The following is a 19,807-nucleotide window of genomic DNA, read 5'->3' on the forward strand; positions in this document are numbered from 1 at the left end:
ACCGTGGGTGAAGGTGCGCAGGAATGACCCGATCGTTGACGGGGCGTACACGCTGGTGAACAGCGACGGCATCCCGCCGTGCCGGGCGATGTCGAGGTCGTCGATGCTGTCCGCGCCGGCCAGCATCCCGGCCACGATCGTGGCCACCTTGCCTGCCGGGTTCGCGCCCTTGTCGGTCGGCAGCCGAACCCGGTCGGTGACCGCGTCGTGCAGACCCACCTGCTGGGCCAGGCGCATCACCGGCACCAGCCCGGCACACGACACCAGATTCGGATCATCAAAGGTTGCGCGGACCACCGGCGCGTCATGGCGTAATCTCACCTGCGAGGTGCCCTCTCGAGCGGCGGAATAGAAGCCTGAAGAACTCCTATCCTTCCAGCTCAGAGGGCATCTTCTATCTCCGGCTCGCCACCCATCCGACATTCATCGGTGGATCCAGGCTCAGAGGCGATCCGTGCTGGGGCGAGCTGGCCATGGTGCTGCAGCCGCTCATACTCACGTCACTCACCGTCGCACTGGCCTGGCTGACCTGGCCGCTCAGGCCAGATCTGATTTCCGCCGGAGCGAGCTCGAAGAACCAGTAGGCGGAGGTGCGACTCGCAGCTCCGGCGACAACCGGCCGCCGCGTGCACCGCGCCGGCCGGCCGCCTCGTCCTGCTGCGGCCGGCCGGCCTGGTCTATCTGGAGGTCCGCTGGTCGCTAGGGGTGCCACCGCCAGGCTTGCTCATTCGGGACGTTGTTGTCGACGTTGGCGGCGACGTGTAGGGACGTGGGGGTGGGGTATCTGGGGTCGCACCAGTCCACGACGAGGGGGTAGGCCGAACGTCCCGGCACCCAGGTTTCGTCAGGCCGCAGGCACATGTAGGTGGTGTCAGCGAGACCGACGAATTTCACCCAGCCGTTCTTGCCGTTCGCATACCAGCTGGTCCCCGCCTCGCCGCAGCGACCCAGGATGACATTCCTCGTCGACAGGACCCTGAGGCATTTGCCGGAGACCTTGTGTTTCACAAACATCCAGCCCGAGTCCCCGACGGTCCACAACTGGAAGTCAGTTTGTCCATGACCGCACTGGTGGAGGTAGGCCTCGGTATTGCTCCCGATCCCGTCGCCGTCCAGGCACCAGCCCGGATTCCCCACGTTCTCGTAGTGCACGTCTCCGGCAGCTGACGCCGGCGTGGCGCCCAGCATGAGACTGGCGACCGCGACGATCATCGCGATGCCGAGTGTGCCGAATCGTCTGAGTGCCTTCATGAAAACTCCTGTCCCCTGGAGACCTGCGCCAGTGCTCGTTGTCGAGATTTCTGTGTAGCGGGGCGAGAGTTGTCTGGCCCCTGCTCGGGTGGTCAGACAAACAACTCTGGACAACGCCGCGACAATGGATCAGCACCGGATCGAAGCGCCGTCGCGCGGCGCCGCACGAACGGGCGGTGGAGATCTGACGTAGATCGGGAACGGAGCCGCCGCTGTCGCTCGCCCTCTCAGTTCGGCGGCGTGCCGATGCTCTCGATCAGCGCGGCCGGCACCAGCAGGTCGGCGCGGTCCCGGGTGGCCGCGATGATCGCGGCGTTGCTCTCGTCGGTGCCGGTGGCCCACGCCACCGCGGCCCGCTCGTCCTTGCCGAAGCGCACGTGCCGGTCGATCAGCCGGCGCAGCCGGGACCCCTGGTCCAGGTCGGCGTACCAGACCTCGTCGACCAGCGGCCGGATCCGTTGCCAGCCGCCGGCGGACAGCAGCAGGTAGTTGCCCTCCGAGACGATCAGCCGGGCCGCGCGGGGCACCCCGATGGCGCCGGCGATCGGTTGCTCGATGACCCGCTCGAAGCCCGGCGCGTAGATCATGTCGTCGGTGTCCTCGCGCAGCCGGCGCAGCAGCGCCGCGTAACCCAGCGGGTCGAAGGTGTCCGGTGCGCCCTTGCGGTCGCGGCTGCCCAGCCGTTCGAGCTCCACGTCGGCGAGGTGGAAGCCGTCCATCGGCACGTGCGCGACCCAGTCCGCGGGGCCGGACTTCGCCAGCGCCGCCACCAGCTCCTCGGCCAGCGTGGTCTTGCCCGCCGCGGGCGCGCCGGCGATGCCCAGGATCGCCCGCCCGCCGACCGGCACCAGCGCCCGGGCCCGGGCGACGAGCCCTTCGAAAGTGACGGTCATGACCCGTACGGTACGTGCCCACCGCCGTCCACCGGCCGCCGCCGGGCCGCTGGTGAGCCCGGTCGCTGCCGCGGACCGGCGCCGGCATCGGTCCACGGGGGACCCCCGGGACGGGCACGGGATCGATAGGGTGCAGTGACCGCCTGTCGATGTTCGTGCCGGCGTCCCAGGGAGGTGTTCGGCGATTCTCGAGGTGCTTGATCTGGTGGTGGCGGTGCCCGGCGAGGCCCGGGCCGCGGTCTCCTTCTCCGCCGGCGAGGCCGGTCCCACGGTGGTGATCGCCGGTGCCGGCCCCGCGACGGCACTGGCCAGAGTGGTGGCCGGGCTGGCGCCGCCGGTCTCGGGACGGGTCCTGGTCGGGGACCGGGACGTCACCGCGCTGCCGCCGGGCGCCCGGCAGATCGGGTACGTGCCGCGCGGCGGCGCGCTGCTGCCACACCTCACCGTCCGGCAGAACATCGAGTATCTGGTCTGGCGGCAGGAGTCGGTGCACGAGATCGTCCGGGGCTGGGCCGCCACCCTGATCTACCAGCTCGAGCTCGGGCCCGTCCTGGAGCAGCGTCCCCATGAGATCACCGAGCAGCAGCGGATGCGCGGCGCGCTGGCCCGGGCGGTGGTGTCCATGCCCGAGGCGCTGGTTCTCGAAAGGCCCGATCCCGCCGCCTGCGGCCCGCTGGGCGACCTGCTGACCCGGATCGAGTCGCCGGTCTCCGCCGCACCGGCCACGGTGATCTTCGGCGATCGGCAGGCGGCCCCGGAGGGCGCCAGGACGGTGGCGGTGACGCGGTGACGAGCCGGCGGGCCGTGCTGGGTGGGGCTCTCGGCGCTGTCGTCGCCGGGGCGGCCGGCTGCGGCGGCACCGAACGGCCGGTGCAGGTCGCCGTGGTCTGGAGCGGCGGCGAGCTGATCCGGTTCCGCGAGGTCGTCCGGCGGTATCCGCGGCCGGTCGACGTGGTCAGCACCCGCACCGACGTCGACGCGTTCCTCAGCGCCCGCTACCGGGCGGGCAACCAGCCGGACGTCGCGATCGTGCCGCAGATCAGCCTGATCGCCGACTACGCGCGCCGGGGCTGGCTGCAGCCGGTGCCGGCGGAGGTCACCCAGCGGTTCGCCGACAGGTGGCGGGCCATGCTCACCGTCGACGGCCGGCAGTACGGCGCCTGGGTGAAGGCCGCGCACAAGTCGCTGGTCTGGTATTCCCCCGACCGGTTGCCCGCGCCGCCGGCCACCTGGGCCGAGTTCGTGTCGCTGGTCGCCGAGCTCGCCGCCGCCGGCCGGCCCGCGCCCCTGGCGATCGGTGCGGCGGACGGCTGGGTGCTCACCGACTGGCTGGAGAATCTGCTCATCGGCTTCGCCGCCGACGGCGAATACCAGGGTCTGGTGGACGGCGGCGAGCCCTGGGACGGCCCGCTGGTGCGGACCGCGCTCACCGAGCTCGCCGCCGTCTGGGCGATCCCCGGCGCGTTCCCGGACGGGATCGCCCGGGCGCTGATCACCCAGCACGAGGAGTCGGTCATCCAGGTCGCCGAGGGCCGCGCCGCGATGGTGATCGAGGGTGACTTCGTCGCCGGCGTCGCGGACAGGTTCCGGCCGGCCGGGGCGGCTCCGCTGGCGGCCGCGCGCTTCCCGGCCGGGCCGAAGGCCGAGCCGCTGCTGGTGGCCGGCGACGCCGCGATGGTGTTCGCCGGGTCGCGCGCCGGCGGCGAGCTGGTGGAGTGGCTGACCCGGCGGGCATCGTTCCAGCCGTGGATCGCCGCCGGGGGCTACCTGTCGCCGAACACCCTCATCACGCCGGAGGCGTACGGGCCCGCGGCGGCCCGGGCGGCCGAGCTGACCGATGCCGAGGGAGCGCCCCAGTTCGACCTCTCCGACCAGCTGCCCGGCTCGCTCGGCGGGCCGGACGGGCTGGGCAGCTGGAAGATCCTGCAGGACTTCCTCGCCGAGGTGACCCGGCCCGACGCCGTCGACCGCGCCTGCCGGCGGCTGGTCCGGGCGGCCGCGCAGGCCCGGCGGGAGGTGGGCTCGTGACGGAGCCGGCCCGGACGCGGCCGGCCCCGGCCCGGCTGCTCGGGGAGACCGTGGTCATCGACGACGTCGGCCCGGGCCGGCGCAGCCGGGCATACCCGAGCGGCGGGTTCGCGTCGTTGCTGCTCACCCCGATCGCGCTGCTGCTGGGCGGCATCCTGCTCTGGCCGGTGTCGCGCACCGTGCAGGCGAGCCTGACCGGAGCGGACGGCCAGTGGGTGGGCCTGGCGAACTTCCGCACCGCGCTCGCCGCGGAGGGGACCTGGGAGGTGCTGGGCCGGACCGTGCTGTGGGCCGCAGTCGTCCCCGTGGTCGTGATCGCGCTGGGCTACCTGCTGGCGGCGTCGCGCCGCACCGGGACGCTGCTGCTGCTCGCGCCGATGGCGTTGCCGCTGGTGGCGACGGGCGTGATGTTCCGGCTGTTCTACGATCCCGACCCGGCTCGCGGCACCGGCACGGCGATCCTCACGGCGCTGGCCGGGCTGTTCGGAGTGCCCGCCGACGCGGCGCCGGCCTGGCTGGGCCCCGACATGATCACGGTCGCGCTGATGTCGGCGTTCGTGTGGGCCTGGATCGGCCTGCCGGTGGTGGTCTTCCGGGCGGCGCTGGACGCGCTGCCGCCCGACCTCGCCGACGCGGTCCGGGCCAGCGGGGGCCGCCGGCTCGACGTGTTCCGGGACGCGCTGTGGCGGCCGCTGCTGCGGCGCACCGCCGCCATCGTCTTCGCGCTGGTGGCGCTCGGCACGGCCCGGGCGTTCGACCTGATCCTGGTGATGGCGCCGGGCTCCAGCCTGGACGAGGCGGCCAACCTCGCGGTCCGGGTGTGGCAGACCTCGGGCAGCGTCACCACCGGGCCGGCCGCCGCCCTCAACACCCTGTGGCTGGTGGCGCTCGGTGTCGGCGTGGTGGCCGCGGCGGTGGGGGGCCGCCAGGCGTGGCCACCGCCCGCCCTGGAGCACGTGCCGGCCCGTCCGGCGGCCGAGCGCACCCGGTGGCCGGTCCGGCGGGCGCTGCCGATCCTCATCGCGCTGCTCTGGGCCGTACCGGTGCTTGCCCTGGTGGCCACCTCGCTGCACTCGCCGCGGGAGGCCGCGACCCGCGGGTGGACCGCGGCGTCGTTGCGGCTCAGCTCCTTCCGCGACATCCTCGCCCAGGACGAGCTGATCCGGTCGTTCTGGTACACCGCCGTGCTCGCCCTGTCGGTCACCGTGCTGGTGATCATCGTGGCGCTGCCGGCCGGTTACGCCCTGGCCCGGCTGCGCCCGCCGGGCACGTCCGCCGCCGGGGCCCTGCTGGTCGCCGCGTCGGCCGTGCCGGTGCAGGTGGTGGCCGGCCCGATCAACGAGGTGCTGTCCCGGGTCGGGCTGGCGGGCACCAGCGTCGGGCTGGGCCTGGTCCACGTGGCGCTCGGTGCGCCGTTCGCCGTGCTGGTGCTGCGCAACGCGCTCGCCGACGTGCCCGGGGCCCGGATCCGCGCGGCGCGCATCGCCGGCCGGCGCGAATGGGGCGTGCTGTGGCGGACGGTGCCCGCCGCGGTGCCGGCCATCATCGCGGTGGCCGTGCTCGAGTTCGTCCAGGTGTGGAACGATTTCGTGGTCGGCCTGCTGTTCGGCGGCTCGGGCACGCCGCTCGGGCTGATGTTGTTCGGGCAGACCCGGCAGTTCGTCTCCAACAGCGGCACCCTCGCCGCTTTCGCGCTGCTCGCTTCGGTGCCGCCGCTGCTGGTCATCGTGCTCGCCCGCCGCCAGGTGATCGCCGGCCTGGTCTCCGGGGCCGTGCGATGAGCCCCCGGCGGGACCACCGGCCCGCGCGGCCACAGCGCTGGCAGTGGGTGCTGACCGCGTCGATCGCCGTCGGTTCGGTGGTCGGCGGCATCGCCAGCAACATCCTGGCCGACCTGATCGACCCCAACCTGGGCGCCATCACCTGGATCATCGCCGCGGCCGGGGTCGTGATCGCCGGAGTGCTCGCCACGCTCGAGGTGCGCAGCCGCCGCGCCCTGGGTGCCGGCCCGACGGTCGAGCCCGTGCCCGCGGTGCCGGTGCAGGAAGCCGGGGTGCCCACCGACCTGCCCGACACCGTCGGCGTCGTGGGCCGCCGGGCGGTGGTGGAGTGGCTGGCCGGCGCCGTCCGCACCGAGCACGCCGTGGCGCTGTTCGGCCGGCGGGCGGTCGGCACCTCCACCTGCGTCGTGCAGGCAGCCAACGCGGTGCGCAACCACTACCCGGACGGCCAGCTGTATCTGGATCTGCGCAAGACCGATCGGAGCGGCACGGCACGTGCCCTGCGGCCCCGGGAGGTGGTCGACGCCCTGTGCCGCAAGGCCGGCATCGACGAGGCCGCGCTGAGCCAGGCCGCCGACCTCGAGGCGGCAGCGTCGCTGTTGCGCGCCGAGCTCGGCGATCGCCGGATCCTGCTGGTGCTGGACAACGTCGACTCGCCGGAGCAGGTGCGGCCGCTGTTGCCGCCGGCCCGGCGGTGCCGGCTGCTGCTGGCCGGCGGGCCCGAGCTGTCCGGTCTCAAGGGAGTCCGGGTCCGGCGATTGACCGAGCCGTCCAGCGACGACGCGGTGGAGCTCTTCGCGGCGGCCGCGCGCGACGCCGGGTCCGTGCGCCGCGGCCTGCCGGCGGATCCGAGCGTACGGCACATCGTGGAGCTGGCCGGCCGGCAACCGCACGCGGTCCGGGTGCTCGGCTCGTGGCTGGCCGCCCAGGGCTGGTCGGCGTCCGACCTGCTGACCGCGCTGCGGCACGGGCTGGAGCACGGCCGCGTCGACGCGACGCTGACGCTGCTGGCGAGCCGGGACAGGGCGTACGCCGGACTCGCCGCCGACACCCGGCGGCTGGTCCGGCTGCTCGCGCTCGTGCCGCAGCCGCTGAGCCGCAACGCCGTCGCCGCGCTGACGGGCACCAACCGCGGGCACACCGACCGGATGCTCGACCAGGCGGCCGGCCGCGACTTCGTCACGGTGACCCCGGACGGCCGATACCGGCTGCGGCCCCTGATCGTCCAGTACGCCCGGATCCATCTGCTGTGCGACGAGCCGCCCGGGCGGCGGGTGGCCGCCCAGGCCCGGCTGGTGCGATACCTGGCCCGGCAGGCCGAACGCTACGCCGACACCGTGCTGCCGGACCAGCCGTCAGGCAATGAGCCCGGCGGCGACTGGTTCGCCCGGCACGAGGCGTTGCTGCGGACGCTCGCCTGCGAAGCGTGGGGCGGGCCGGGCGCGCTGCCGGTCAGCCCGCCGCGCCGGATGCGCCGCTGGTGGCTGCGGCTCGCGGTCGCCCTGTGCACCTGGTACGCGTCCGCCGGCCGGCTCGACGACTGGGCCGCGGTGTGCCGAGCGGTGCTGAAGAGCCCGGTGGCCCGCCACACGGCCGCGGTCGCGGGCTGGGCCCACAACGAACTGGGCGCGGTGCACCGGTGGCAGGGCGACCCGCATCAGGCCGCCGTGGAACTGACCGCGGCGGTGCGGCTGCGGCACCGCCGGGGAGCCGCCCAGTCCCGGACCAACCTGGGCCTCGCGCTGCTCGACCAGGGCGACGTCGACGGCGCGCTCGACCAGCTCCAGCGGGCCCGCCAGCAACGGTCACCGAGCGACCGGGCCGGCCAGGCGCTCACCGAGCTGGGCCTGGGCGTGGCGTTCCTGGCCCGCGACGAGCCGCGGTTCGCCGGCCGGCACCTGATCCGCGCGGCGAACCAGTTCGAGGCGGTCGGCGACCGGCGGGGCTATGCCGCCGCCCTGACCAATCTCGCGCTGGCCCAGTGGTGGCTCGGTGAACGGCTGGATGCCGCGCAGGCCTGGAGCGCCGCGCTGGCCTGCCACCCGGCTGTCAACGATCGCCAGGGACATGCGGCGGCGCTGCTCAACGCCGGGGCCATCGTGGCCGCCGGGGCGGCCGCCGCCGGCCCGGCGGAGCACGGCCGCCGCCGGGCCGCGCAAGCGCAGGATCTGCTGGAGCACAGCCTGCGACTGCGCCAGGCCGAGGGCCGGCCGGTCGGCCGCACGCTGCTCTATCTCGGCGATGTCGCGCGGGCCCTCGACGACCCGGACGAGGCGCGCCGGCAGTGGGAGGCGGCCGCCGAGGCGTGCGAGAAGGCCGGCGACGCGGACGGTACGGCGGCCGCGCAGGCTCGCCTGCAGCCCTGACAGAGCGGGCCCCGACAGAGCGGGCCCCGACAGAGCAGGCCCCGACAGAGCAGGCCCCGACAGAGCAGGCCCCGACAGAGCAGGCCCCGACAGAGCAGGCCCCGACAGAGCAGGCCCCGACAGAGCAGGCCCGGCAGCGCAGGCCCGGCAGAGCAGGTGCGGCCGATCCGTCACATGCCGAGGCGCAGCGCGGTGACGCCCGCCGGGGACAGCGGCCGCCGGGTGGCCCGCACCAGGTCCTCGTGGACGACGCCGGGCAGTTGGGTGCCGAGCGCGCACAGCGCCGGATAGTGGTCCAGCACCTCGCGGTGGCTGAGCGCGCCGACCCCGATCAGCAGGCCGTTGACCGCGGACGGCGTCCGGGACAGCTCCGCGCAGAGCTCCATCCGCCAGACCGGGTCGTCGACGTGCGTGGCGAACTCCCGGGCGATCCGGTTGCTGGCCGAATACGCCTCGTCGGGCGCGGCGTGGCGTCCGGAAGGGGCCAGCACCGGTGCCATCCGGACGACGACGCCCAGGTGCAGCGCCAGCTCCGGCAGGGTGAGGACCTCGAGGCCGAACGAGCAGGTGTCGCAGAGCCGCTGGAACGTCTCGGCGTGCACGACCACCGCGGTCCGCGGGCAGTAGGCGGTCGGACTGCAGACCGTGTCCATGATGATCTCGGCGAGCCGGCCCTCGGCGTCGAAGCGGCCGATGCCGAAGTACGCCGCCGGGGTCTCCCGGTACCGGGCCAGGGCGGCGTGTTCGCTGCCGTAGCCGTCGGGGTCGATCCCGATGCGGGGTTCGCCGTGCTGTGCGCGGAGTTGGATGAGCCGGAACATCCTGTTCACTCCCGGGGGTCGTGAGGACGGTGCATCCGGGGGTACGCGTCAGGATGTCCGACGGTTCACTCCTTACGCTGGGTATAAGAAAACTGGCTCCTGGCCCGGTGATTCGTCAGGAGGAAGCAGTCAAATGTCACGGCGTGTAGTGCGTACGTCGCGGCGGTGAGCGCCAGCAGCATCCCGGCCAGCACGGCCAGCAACTGGGCGTCGAGCACCCGCCAGGCGGTGGGGAGCGCGACCATGCCGAGCACGAGCCCGGCCTCCAGGGTCGCCTCGGCGAGGCGTCGCGCGCGGTCTGGTTTCATGGGCATCACCCTGGCCGCCCGGAGGCACGCCGCGCTTCCCTCCGCAGCCGGATTGCGGCTATGACTTTTGGTAGAGGCGGCGACTTCTCGCCAACCCCGAAGCTTGCCGGGCCGGCGACCGATAATGGTCATGTCCGGCAGCTGTGGGAGGAACGAGCGGTGACCGTTGCGGCGCCGCCGGCGTGGGAGTCCATGCCGGCGCTGATGTACCACTCCGTGTCCGCCGTCGGCGGTCCGCTGGGCGATCTCGCCGTGCCCCGCGACCGCCTCGCCGAGCAACTCGGCGCCCTCGCCGCCGCCGGCTACCGCCTCGTCGGCCTCTCCGACGCGCTGGACCGGCTCGAGCGGGGCAGCACCGAGAAGCTGCTCGCGGTGACCTTCGACGACGGCTACCGCGACTTCCTCACCGAGGCCGTGCCCGTGCTGGCCGAGGCGGGCGCCGGCGCCACCCTGTACGCCTCCGTCGGGCACCTCGGCGAGCGGGCCGGCTGGCTGGGCCGCTGGGCGCCCGACTTCGGCCGGCTGCTCACCTGGGCGGAGCTCGCCGAGGTCGCCGCCGCCGGCATCGAGATCGGCAACCACAGCCTGCTGCACCACCCGCTCGACGTGCTGCCGCCCGCCGACCTGCGCGAGGAGACCCTGCGCAGCAAGGAGGAGCTGGAGCAACGGCTGCAGCGCCGGGTGCGCAGCTTCGCGTACCCGCACGGATACAACGGCGCCCGGGTCCGCGCCGCGGTGCTGGCCGCCGGGCACGACAACGCCACCGAGGTCGGCCGGCGGCTGCACCGGCCGGCCGAGCGGCGGTTCGCCGTACCCCGGTTGCAGCCCACCCCCGCGATGACCGGCGCCGACCTCGTCGCCCTGGTCGCCGGCGGCGGACCGCCGCTGGTCCCGCGGCTCAAGCGGCTCGCCCAGCCCGGCTGGCGGGCCGTGCGCCGGCTCGCCCGCGCGACCGGCCGGAACCTCACATGACGACCTCGCACCGCGCCCCGCGGCAGCTCACCCGCCGGCACGTCGTCGGCGGGCTGGCCGCGCTCGCCGCGGTCCCGGCCACCGTGCTCGCCATCCGCGCGATCGGCCGCGACGAGGCCGCGGCCGAGGCCACCACCTCGCCGGGCCGGGCCGGCGCGTCCGCCCGGCGCGCCCGGCGCGAGCGCCGCGGCGACGGTGGTCACCAAGGGCGGCGGCCCGGTGCCGTTCCAGCCGGGCAAGGTCATGCTCGGCGCCTACCTGGGCCTGGACGGCAAGTCGCTGACCCAGAGCCTCGCCCTGCGCCGGAGCCAGCTCGGCCGCGACGAGCGCATCGTGCACCTCTTCTACGACTTCGACGACACCCTGCCGTACGCCGTCGAGGGCCTGCCGGCCAAGGCCACCCCGATGGTGTCGTGGCGCGGCTGCCCGCTCACCGACATCACCTCCGGCGCGAGCGACGCCCTGATCGTCCGCGCCGCCCGCCAGCTCAAGCGGCTGGGCCGGCCGGTGCTGCTGCGCTGGGGCTGGGAGATGAACGGCGACTGGTACAAGTGGAGCGCCGCCCGCAACGACAAGGACGGCAAGGCGTACGTCGCCGCCTGGCAGCGCCTGCACCGCGTCTTCGCCGCGGAGAAGGCCACCAACGTGTCCTGGGTGTGGAGCCCGAACTGGAACTCCGCCCCGGTCGCCGACTGGAACACCTTCGCGGCGCTCTACCCCGGCGACGCGTACGTCGACTGGGTCGGCGTCTCGGGCTACAACCTGCACCGCGAGACGCCGGAAACCCTGTTCGGCGGCATCTACCGGGCGTACGCCGCCCGCAAGCCCATCATGATCACCGAGGTGGGCTCGATGGACCGCGGCGGGCGGACCAAGGCGGACTGGATCACGCTCTTCGCCAGGTGGGTCGAGGCGCACCCGGCGGTGGGCGCGGTCACCTGGTTCGACACCGACACCCACCCCGGATACGCCGAGAAGTGGCGCATCGACACCGACGCCGAGTCACTGGCCGCCTACCGGGCGATGGCGACCAGCGCCCGCTTCAGCGGCTAGCCGCCCGCGGCGGCGGGCGGCTAGCCGGCCGTTTCAGTGGCTAGCCGCTCGCCGGGGCGGGTGTGCCGACCGTTTTCGCTGCGGCTCGCCGCCCGGCGCGGCGGGTCTCCGGGCGGGTTTCCGCTCAGCGGCTGGCCACCCCGGCCCGGCCTGCTCGGTCGGCCGGCCGACCGGTTTCCGCCGTTGCTCAGCGGCTGGCTTTCTCGGCCGCCTCGATCGCGTTGCGGAACAGCATGGCCACGGTGGTCGGGCCCACGCCGCCGACCCGCGGCGTGATCGCCCCGGCCACCCGCGAGACCTCCTCGGCCACGTCCGGCAGCAGCCGCCGGCCCTCGTATCGCACGCCGGCGCCGACGACCGTCGCGCCCGGCTTGACGTGCTCGGGCTGAATGATCCCGGGCACGCCGACCGCGGAGATCAGGATCTCGGCCCGCCGGGTGTAGCGCTGCCAGTCCGGCACGCCGGTGTGCACGACCGTCACGGCGGCGTTCGCGGTCGGGCGCTTCTGCGACAGCAGCATCGCCAGCGGGCGACCGATGGTCGCGCCCCGGCCGAGGATGACCACCTCGCGGCCGGCGACCGGCACCTCGTGGTACGCCAGCAGCGCCTCGATGCCGGCCGGGGTGCACGGCCGCGCCCCGGGCAGGCCCACCGAGAGCCGCCCCAGGTTGAGCGGGTGCATGCCGTCGACGTCCTTGTCCGGGTCGACGGTCAGCAGCGCCGCGTCGTAGTCGATGTGCGCCGGCGGCGGATACTGGATCAGCAGGGCGTGCACGGTCGGGTCTGCGTTCAGCCCGTCGATCGCCCGCAGCAGATCGTCCTGCGTCGCTTCCGCGCCCAGGTGCACGTGCGGCGAGACGAAGCCCAGCTCGGCGGCCTGCCGCTGCTTGATCCGGATGTATCCGGCGCTGGCGTCGTCGTCGCCGACCAGGACGGTCGCCAGCGACGGCTGCACCCCGCCCTCACGCAGCTTCGCCGCGCGCTGCGCGACGTCGGCCAGGACCTCGTCGGCCACCGGCTTGCCGGGCAGCAGCCTTGCTTCATGCTGTTCGGACATAGCTTCCACTCCGGCGTGGGCACCCAGGCGGACGGCCCCCACGGCGAGCTCCCCGATGGTGGTCCCCATCCTCGATGCCGCCAGTCGCGTGTCCGCGTCAGTCTACGGCGCTGACGTAGAGGGTGCGGTAGGCGGTGGTGTCCCATGACCGGTAGAGGCTCACGGTCATCCGCTGCGCGCCGGGCAGGCTCAGCGTCTCGCTCCAGGTGCCGTCCCCGGTCACCGCGACGGTGCGCTTGACCGTCGCGGTCCCGGTCGGGCCGGTCACGCTGACCGTGTACGGCCCGTCGCTGGCCAGCAGGCCGGTGGCCGAGACCCGGACCGTGCGGTTCCCGGCCGCGTCGACCGGGCCCGGCGGCGTCGCCGACAGCGCGGTGACGACGGTGTCGTGAATCGCCCGCGACGTGTCGAACGACAGCCAGCTCGCCCCGGCGAGCACCCCGGCGACCATGACCAGCGGCAGGAACTGCCGGAGCAGCCGCCGGCGCCGGGCCTTCTCCCGGGCCGTGGGCCCCCGCTCGTCCTCCTCCACCAGCACCGCCGGCACGATTGACATCACCACCGTGTGGGCCTCCGCCAGACCGTGCACCGGCAGCGCGGCGGCGTTGTCGCCGGCCGGCAGCGGCCGTGCCCTGGTCTCTCCGGCCAGCCGCGCGCCGGTCTCTCCGGCTGGCCGCGTGCCGGTCTCTCTGGCCGGTCGCGCGCCGGTCTCTCCGGCTGGCCGCGTGCCGGTCTCTCTGGCCGGTCGTGCGCCGGCGCCGGGCCGCCGGCGCCGCATCAGGCGCGCGGTGGTCACGGCCGCCAGGGTCACCCCGACCGTGGCCACGGTCCAGGCGAGCCGGTCGATCCGCAGGCCCGCCAGGTGGATCACCAGCCCGGCGACGATCAGCACCCCCATGCTCAGCGCGGGGGTGAGCACGGCGCGCTCGACCGCGGTCAGCGCCCGCCCCCGGAACAGCACCCCCAGCAGGGCCATCCCGGGCAGCACGAACCCGAGCAGCAGCCCGCCGGCGATGGCCGGCGCCTGCGGGGCGAACAGGACGGCCGCACCGGCGGCGAGCGCCAGGCCGGCCACGGCGCGCGACAGCGGAGCGTTCACTGGACCCCCGTCCGGTAGATGCGCACAGTGCCGTTGTCGTAGAGCCGGTCGAACCCGGCCAGCGTGTCGAACTTGCCGAGCTGCCCGACCGTCAGCGGCGAGGTGATCTGCCCGGAGCGCGGGTCGCTCTCGAAGTACGCGCCGCTCTCCGGCAACTGGGTGCTCAGCCGCCGGTCCACCACCAGGTACGCCACGTGCACCCGCTGCACGAGATCGTCCTGGTCCAGGCCCCAGGTGTCGGCGTAGTACAGCGGGCCGACCTCGCGGACCGGGTCCTGCCGGCCGTACGTGGAGGCGAGCGACACCGAGGTCGCGTCGCCGCCCACCCGGTTGCCCGGGCCCAGCGTGGTGCGCTGCCAGTCGGCGGACGCCACCCCGTACGCGTCGACCGAGCGCTCGTACCCGCCGGCCAGGTACGGCCCGGGCAGGATCGACGCGATCGGCGGCCACCCGCCGGCCCGCGCCCCGATCATCAGCAGGGTGATCATCGCCGCGCCGGCCGCGACCCGGCTGTACAGGTTCCAGCTGCCCGGCATCATCACGTCGATGGCCGGGGCGGCGGCCCGCCACCGGTGCCCGTCGGCGTCCCGGGCCGGGATCAGCTGCACCCCGCGGACCAGCCCGATCGCGGCCAGGATGGAGATCGGGATGTAGGTGAAGGTGGACAGCCGGCCGGCGATCTCCGGGCCGTTCTGGCCCAGGAACCGCACCCCGTTGCCGGCGAAGAACACCAGCCCGCCGGCGACCGCCGCCCACCGCCACCAGTCCCGGTCCCGCCGGTGCACCATGTCCCGGGTCACCGCGAGATAGAGGACCAGCAGCCCGAGCAGGCCGGCGCCCTGCACCGCGAGCTGGCCCAGCGAGACGGGCGCGGTCGCCGAGGCCGCGTCGCTCCGGCCGGAGAAGAGCTGCGATACGGTACGCCGGACCTGGTCGACCGGCTCCTCGAGGTAGCCGAGCACGTCGGTGGCGACCAGCAGGATCCACCCGGCCACCACCACGGCGGCGGTCGCGGGCATGACCAGCGCCGACCACCGGCGCGGCCGGTCGACGACCAGCTCAGCGATCGCCAGCAGCAGCAGGGTCGCGACCAGCGCCAGCGCGGTCACGTGGTGGCTGACGGTGGTCAGCGCCATCGCCGCCACGGCCAGCACCATGAGCGCGCGGCCGCCCTCGGCCCGCCACCGGCGCACCGCCCAGATCGTCAGCATGAAGAACGGCAGGGCGGCGGTCTGGTACAGGAACATCGAGTTGAAGAAGAGGTAGTGCAGCGCGGTCGCGTAGGTGACACAGGCGACGCCGGCGACGGCGGGGGAGTTGCTGGCCCGCAGCACCACCGCGAAGAGCACGCCCACGAAGACGAGGTGTGCGACCCCGGCGACGATGACCCCGGCGGCCGTCACGGGCAGCCCGGTCATCTCCGCGACGGCGGCCCCCAGCTCGGCCAGGCCGGGGAAGTGCTCGGCCGGTGGCAGCGCCGGGTTGGGCCGGAACAGCTCCCCGGACTGCACGATGACGGTCGTGGCCAGCCAGTGCTGTAACTCGTCGGGGAACCGGAACTGGTCCGGGCTGTACATCCACTTCAGCAGATACTGGTGCAGGGCGAGCCCCATGACCAGCACGAACGACTCGGCGACCCCGGCCATCCGGCGGCTGAGCAACCGCACGACGACGGGCGTGAAGACCACGACCTGCCCCACCCAGTACGCGAACTGGGCGTTGCCGGTGCTCACCCGCCCGCCGGCGTAGGCCAGCGCGACCATGAGCACGCCCAGGGCGGAGATCGCCAGCACCGAGGGCGCATGGCCCAGATCGAGTGGCTCACGGCGGGCGCGGGCCGGCTTGGGCCTGCGAGCCGGATCGGACGGGGCGGCGGCGTGGGTCAGCTGACCGTCCCGCAGGCCGGGCACGACAGGAATGACGGCGGTGGCGACCTCGGTGGGCGGCGCCACGGTGGCGGCCGTGATCACGGGGATCACCACGGTGTCGTCGTGCGCCCGGGCCAGGATCACGACGGTGTCCTCGGCGGAATCCGGTGCCGCGGCCCGCGCTGCCGGGACCTCCCGCTCGGCGGGCTCCGCCGCGGTCGTCTCGGGAAGGACCAGAACGACCGTGTCCTCGGCCGCCGGCTCGACGCGCAGGACGACCGTGTCGTCGAGGCCCGGACCGTCGTCCGCCGCTGCGGAGCCGGTCTCACCCTCGGCTTCAGGTTGAGTTTCGCGCTCGGCGGCGGGCTCAACCTCAACGTCAGCTTGAGACTCTTGGTCGGGCCCGGTGTCGGCGCTATCGCCCCCGACCTGCTCGATGTCCGTTTCCCGGACGATCCCGTCGCCGGTCGCGGTCGCTACCGTGAGCTCGTCCTCCGGCCCCGCGTCAAGGGCGACCGTGGCCTCGGAACGGGCATCCTCGTCTGCCTCCGCCTTTGGCGTGGCTTCCGCTCCGGGCTCCGCGTCGGGCTCCGCTTCGGGCTTGGGCTCGGGCTCGACGGTCGCCTCGGGCTTGCTCGCCCGCTTGGTCTCGGGCTCGATCGCGGCTTCGGCTGTCTGCATGGTCGCCGTTCCGGCGGCCGCCTCGGCTTCCGGCCCGGCTCCTGCCCCCGCGTCCGTCTCGGCTTTTGCCCCGGCTTCCGGCCTGGCGTCTGCCCCAGCGTCTCTCTCGGCTTCCGGCCCGGCTCCTAGCCCAGCGTCTGTCTCGGCTTCTGCCGTGGCGTCCGGCTCGGTCTCTGCGTTGGCGTTCGCCACGGTGAGACCGTCGTTGGTGCTGTCGGTTTGGCCTGGGATCGTCTCGGCGGAGGCGTTTGTGGGTTGTTTCGGGTCGTTCGGGTCGTTGGCTCCGGGTTTCTCGACAGACTCGGCTGCTGCGCTTGTCTCTGCGTTGGCGTTCGCCACGGTGAGACCGTCGGTGGTGCTGTCGGTCTGGGCTGGGATCGTCTCGGCGGAGGCGTCCGTGGGTTGTTCCGGGTCGTCCGGGTCGTTGGCTCCGGGCTCCTCGACAGCCTCGGCTTCCGGTTCGTCGGCCGGTTCGTCGGCCGGGCCGTCGGTGCTCGCCGTCTCCGGGACCGCGTCGTCGTCGGTGCCGGGCGGCCCACTCTCGGCTGGAGCCGGCGCTGGTACAGCGACCGGGATCACGACCTTGGGCACACCCGACGTGGTCTGGATGTCCACGGCTGCCGGTCCGGACGCGCCGGCCCCGAGCGGCGCTGCCGGGCGTACCCGATCCGGCCCGCGTGGTGGCCGCGTCTCCCCGCCTTGCCGGTCCCGCCGGTCCGGAGCCGCCCGGTCCTGGGTCGGCCGGTCCTGGGTCGGCAGGTCTTGGGTCGGCCGGTCCTGGGCGGGCCGGTTGGTCATCCGGGCCGGCTCGGGCGAGCGCTGGTCGGCTGCGCGCTGGTCCGCCATGACGTGGGCCTCCGCGGCGTCGGGGGACTCGGACTGCTGGATCGAGGTCATCGGTGCGGCCCGGCGCAGCACCGGCCCGCCGCCCGGTTTGTCGGGCTCGGGGGAGGGACGCGAGGTCAGCATGCGACGGCCACCCCGGTCGGTCGAGCCGGGGTGGCGCGCGCGTTTCCGGCCGGTCGCCACATCCGCTTCCTCCTGAGGCGAGAATGCCCGGTGCGGGGGGAAGTTTCCGGTGAACGGCCGAGTCGGCACGATCAGTGGCCGCTCCGGGCCCTATGCGATCGCTGAAAGGGGTCTGATCCTGATTGCGACTGATTTCATAGGATTCGTTCCGACGGCGTTACCCTCGGCCTTCGCCGACAAACCTCGGCCGAGGGCACCGCGTCGAGATCTTGACAGCCGGCGGCCCAACGCCTCTCCTGGAAGAGGTCACTTGGCCCGGGCTGCCCGCCGGCCCTTCAGGTACGCGAGCGGGCCCGCCAGCATGCCCCGGCGGTTCGCCGTCAGCAGGTCCCGGGGGAAGTCCTCGCGCAGCGTCGAGACCCGCAGGCTGTCCTTGCTGGTCAGGTCGCGCAGCGCGGCCGGCACCAGCTTGAGCAGGGGCCAGAGCAGGCCGGGCCGCTTCAGCAGCAGGCTGGTGTAGGCGGCGGTCAGCCCGGCGCCGTAGCCCACCATCTGCTTGTGCAGGCCCTCGAGGTCGCGCCGGTGGTAGTGGTGGGTGACCGCGGTGGGCTGGTAGACGATGGTGCCGCCGCCGATCAGGACCTGGGTGAACGCCAGGGTGTCCTCGGAGCCCATCGCCGGGGTGCCGGCGCCCAGCGCGGTGTCCCAGCCGCCGATGCGCTCGATGACGCCCGGCCGGAAGGTCATGTTCGCGCCCGTACCGAACGGCGGCAGCGGGTACAGCGGGCTCTGGATGTGCGCGGTCGCCGGGCTGAACACGTCCGGCCGGAAGCCGCGGCCCTTGCTGTGCCCGCCGAACTGCTCGAACCACAGCTGCGCCTGGGTCTCCAGCTCGGCCGGGACGATCACGCCGGAGACCACGTCGGCCTCCGGGTGCTCGGCCAGCGCGCGGGCCACCTCGGCCAGCCAGTGCACGTCGGCGTATTCGTCGTCGTCGATCCAGGCCAGGATCTCGCCCGGCGCCGCCGCCACCGCCGCGTTGCGGGCGAACGACAGCCCGGCGCGCGGCTCCCGCAGGTACTGGATCGGGCCGCGGCGGGCCGCGGCGCGGACCACCTCGGCGGTCGCGTCGGTGACCGGCGCGTTGTCGACGACCAGGATCCGGAAGTCCGGGTAGGCCTGCGCGAGCAGGCTGTCCAGGCACCGGGCCAGCGCGCCGGGCCGTTCCCGGGTGCAGATCACGACGGTGATCCGCGGCGCGTCGGCGAGCACCTCGCGGCGGCGGGCCAGGAACGCCGGCTCGGTCACCGGCGTGATGCCGTCGATCGGCAGCGCGGACAGCGCCAGCGCGGCGAGCCGGGGCGCCAGCGTGGTGCCGAGCTCGGCGCTGATCGCGGCCGCCAGCTCGGCGGGCCGCAGACCCTGCTCCGGTACGTCGGCCAGCACGGTGCCGAGGGGCTCGGTGAAGAGCCGGACCAGCACCCAGGCCTGCAGGACGCGGCGCCCGTCCGGGCCGACTCCGGCGACGGCCGGCAGCGGGTCGGACAGTTCCAGGTCGAGCACCGCGGCGGGCAGCACCTCGCCGCTGGGCGCGAACGCGGGCGCGGTGATCAGCTCGTCGGTGCGCTGGGCGGGCACCCAGACCTTGCCGTTCACGCCGGCGCCGTTCAATCCGGCGGTCATCGGGCCGCTCCGACCGTGACGGTGCGGCGCGCGGCCACCGTCTCGACGACCCCGCCGACCCCGGCGGCGGCGACGCCGGCGAGCACTCCGCCGGCCTTGAGCGCGTGGTGAGCGCCGCGGCCGCGGGTGGCGGCGGCGAGGTTGCGGAACACCGCCCTCGGCAGCGAGCGCAGGTAGTCACGCTCCGAGCCGAGGCTCGCCGGGCCGTCGAGCAGGCCGGCCATGGCGACCTTGCCGCGTCCCTCGGCGTAGCAGCGGCGCAGGAAGAAGCCGAAGGTGGCGCTGCTGGCCGGCACCTCGTGGCGGATCACCGCGCCGGGCACGTACATCCAGTGGCCGCCGGCCAGCGCGCTCATCCGCAGGCACAGCTCGGTGTCCTCGGGCCGGTTCTGCTTGCCGAGCTTGCCGAACCCGGTCCGGAAGCCGCCGACGGACAGGAAGGTGTGCCGCCGCACGATCATGCTGGCCGACCACACGTTGCGGATCGGCGCGGTGGTCGTCGGCATCCCGGCGTACGAGCCGCCGACCGCCCAGAGGAATTCCTCCGGCATCCAGTTCGGCTTCGCGCCCGCCCAGGCCGGGTTGATGCCGCCGCCGGCGCCGACCGCCGCCGGGTCCGCCACCAGCGGCTCGACCAGGTACTCCAGCCACTCGGGGCAGGCCACCGTGTCGTCGTCGAGGAACGCGATCAGCGAGGTGCTGGTGTGGAACGCGCCGGTGTTGCGGTTGCCCGACACACCCTGGGCGTACAGGTTCTCCAGGACGGTCACGCCGGGCAGGTCCCGCCGGGCCCGGCGGAACAGCGCCGGGTTGTGGTCGACGACGATGACGATCTCGGCGGGGGCGTAGGTCTGCGACCTGGCCGAGGCGACGGTCCGGACCAGGGCGTCCCAGCGCTGCTCGCTGTGGGTCGGGATGACGATGCTGACGGCGGGACGGGGGGTGGATTCCACGCGGATGCTCCTCGAACGGTGGGG

15 protein-coding genes and 1 pseudogene are annotated in these 19,807 nt (G+C 74.1%); 6 read left to right on the forward strand and 10 right to left on the reverse strand.

Going from position 1 to position 19,807, the window contains the following annotated elements:
• From DMB66_RS31850 to DMB66_RS31860, 3 genes and pseudogenes are all read right to left on the reverse strand, one after another.
• A pseudogene (locus DMB66_RS31850) lies at positions 1 to 321 on the reverse strand (IS1380 family transposase); the annotation flags it as partial.
• A gap of 378 nt (positions 322 to 699) precedes the next feature.
• Complete coding sequence (locus tag DMB66_RS31855) at positions 700 to 1,251, reverse strand: RICIN domain-containing protein (protein ID WP_125807824.1); 552 nt, start codon at positions 1,249 to 1,251, stop codon at positions 700 to 702.
• A 227-nt stretch (positions 1,252 to 1,478) separates the two neighbouring features.
• On the reverse strand, positions 1,479 to 2,144 hold the full coding sequence (locus DMB66_RS31860; protein WP_125807825.1) for a nucleoside/nucleotide kinase family protein: 666 nt from the start codon (positions 2,142 to 2,144) through the stop codon (positions 1,479 to 1,481).
• 193 nt (positions 2,145 to 2,337) lie between these two features.
• Between DMB66_RS31860 and DMB66_RS31865 the strand changes: the two genes are divergently transcribed.
• From DMB66_RS31865 to DMB66_RS31880, 4 genes are read left to right on the forward strand one after another with little or no spacing between them, the layout of a single operon-like run.
• Positions 2,338 to 2,934, forward strand: a complete 597-nt coding sequence (locus DMB66_RS31865; RefSeq protein WP_158647437.1) for an ATP-binding cassette domain-containing protein — start codon at positions 2,338 to 2,340, stop codon at positions 2,932 to 2,934.
• Positions 2,931 to 4,172, forward strand: a complete 1,242-nt coding sequence (locus tag DMB66_RS31870; RefSeq protein ID WP_158647438.1) for an ABC transporter substrate-binding protein — start codon at positions 2,931 to 2,933, stop codon at positions 4,170 to 4,172. The genes DMB66_RS31865 and DMB66_RS31870 overlap by 4 nt, the downstream gene beginning before the upstream one ends.
• Complete coding sequence (locus DMB66_RS31875; protein ID WP_125807828.1) at positions 4,169 to 5,953, forward strand: ABC transporter permease subunit; 1,785 nt, start codon at positions 4,169 to 4,171, stop codon at positions 5,951 to 5,953. The genes DMB66_RS31870 and DMB66_RS31875 overlap by 4 nt, the downstream gene beginning before the upstream one ends.
• A complete protein-coding gene (locus DMB66_RS31880) occupies positions 5,950 to 8,319 on the forward strand; it encodes a tetratricopeptide repeat protein (RefSeq protein WP_125807829.1) in 2,370 nt (789 codons plus the stop codon). Before DMB66_RS31875 ends, DMB66_RS31880 begins: the two co-directional genes overlap by 4 nt.
• A gap of 170 nt (positions 8,320 to 8,489) precedes the next feature.
• On the opposite strand, the gene DMB66_RS31885 is transcribed toward DMB66_RS31880, so the two are convergent.
• A complete protein-coding gene (locus tag DMB66_RS31885) occupies positions 8,490 to 9,140 on the reverse strand; it encodes a hypothetical protein (RefSeq protein WP_125807830.1) in 651 nt (216 codons plus the stop codon).
• Positions 9,141 to 9,205: 65 nt separating this feature from the next.
• Complete coding sequence (locus DMB66_RS31890; RefSeq protein ID WP_125807831.1) at positions 9,206 to 9,448, reverse strand: hypothetical protein; 243 nt, start codon at positions 9,446 to 9,448, stop codon at positions 9,206 to 9,208.
• A gap of 159 nt (positions 9,449 to 9,607) precedes the next feature.
• On the opposite strand from DMB66_RS31890, the gene DMB66_RS31895 reads away from it, so the two are divergent.
• On the forward strand, positions 9,608 to 10,420 hold the full coding sequence (locus DMB66_RS31895; RefSeq protein WP_125807832.1) for a polysaccharide deacetylase family protein: 813 nt from the start codon (positions 9,608 to 9,610) through the stop codon (positions 10,418 to 10,420).
• Positions 10,421 to 10,615: 195 nt separating this feature from the next.
• On the forward strand, positions 10,616 to 11,473 hold the full coding sequence (locus DMB66_RS31900) for a glycoside hydrolase family 26 protein (RefSeq protein WP_125807833.1): 858 nt from the start codon (positions 10,616 to 10,618) through the stop codon (positions 11,471 to 11,473).
• Positions 11,474 to 11,660: 187 nt separating this feature from the next.
• Here the strand turns inward: DMB66_RS31900 and DMB66_RS31905 are convergent, their stop codons facing one another.
• The 5 genes from DMB66_RS31905 to DMB66_RS31920 form a co-directional block, all read right to left on the reverse strand.
• Positions 11,661 to 12,530 carry a bifunctional 5,10-methylenetetrahydrofolate dehydrogenase/5,10-methenyltetrahydrofolate cyclohydrolase gene (locus DMB66_RS31905; RefSeq protein WP_125807834.1) on the reverse strand — a complete coding sequence of 290 codons (870 nt, stop codon included), beginning with the start codon at positions 12,528 to 12,530 and terminating at the stop codon, positions 11,661 to 11,663.
• Between the two features lie 97 nt (positions 12,531 to 12,627).
• On the reverse strand, positions 12,628 to 13,629 hold the full coding sequence (locus tag DMB66_RS61525; RefSeq protein ID WP_158647439.1) for a hypothetical protein: 1,002 nt from the start codon (positions 13,627 to 13,629) through the stop codon (positions 12,628 to 12,630).
• Positions 13,626 to 17,147, reverse strand: coding sequence for a hypothetical protein (locus DMB66_RS61530; protein WP_158647440.1), 3,522 nt, complete (start codon positions 17,145 to 17,147; stop codon positions 13,626 to 13,628). Before DMB66_RS61530 ends, DMB66_RS61525 begins: the two co-directional genes overlap by 4 nt.
• Positions 17,148 to 17,453: 306 nt before the next feature.
• A complete protein-coding gene (locus DMB66_RS31915; RefSeq protein WP_125807835.1) occupies positions 17,454 to 18,830 on the reverse strand; it encodes a glycosyltransferase family 2 protein in 1,377 nt (458 codons plus the stop codon).
• Positions 18,827 to 19,783, reverse strand: a complete 957-nt coding sequence (locus DMB66_RS31920; RefSeq protein ID WP_158647441.1) for a glycosyltransferase family 2 protein — start codon at positions 19,781 to 19,783, stop codon at positions 18,827 to 18,829. The genes DMB66_RS31915 and DMB66_RS31920 overlap by 4 nt, the downstream gene beginning before the upstream one ends.
• Positions 19,784 to 19,807: the final 24 nt, after the last annotated feature.

The organism is Actinoplanes sp. ATCC 53533 (assembly GCF_003947245.1).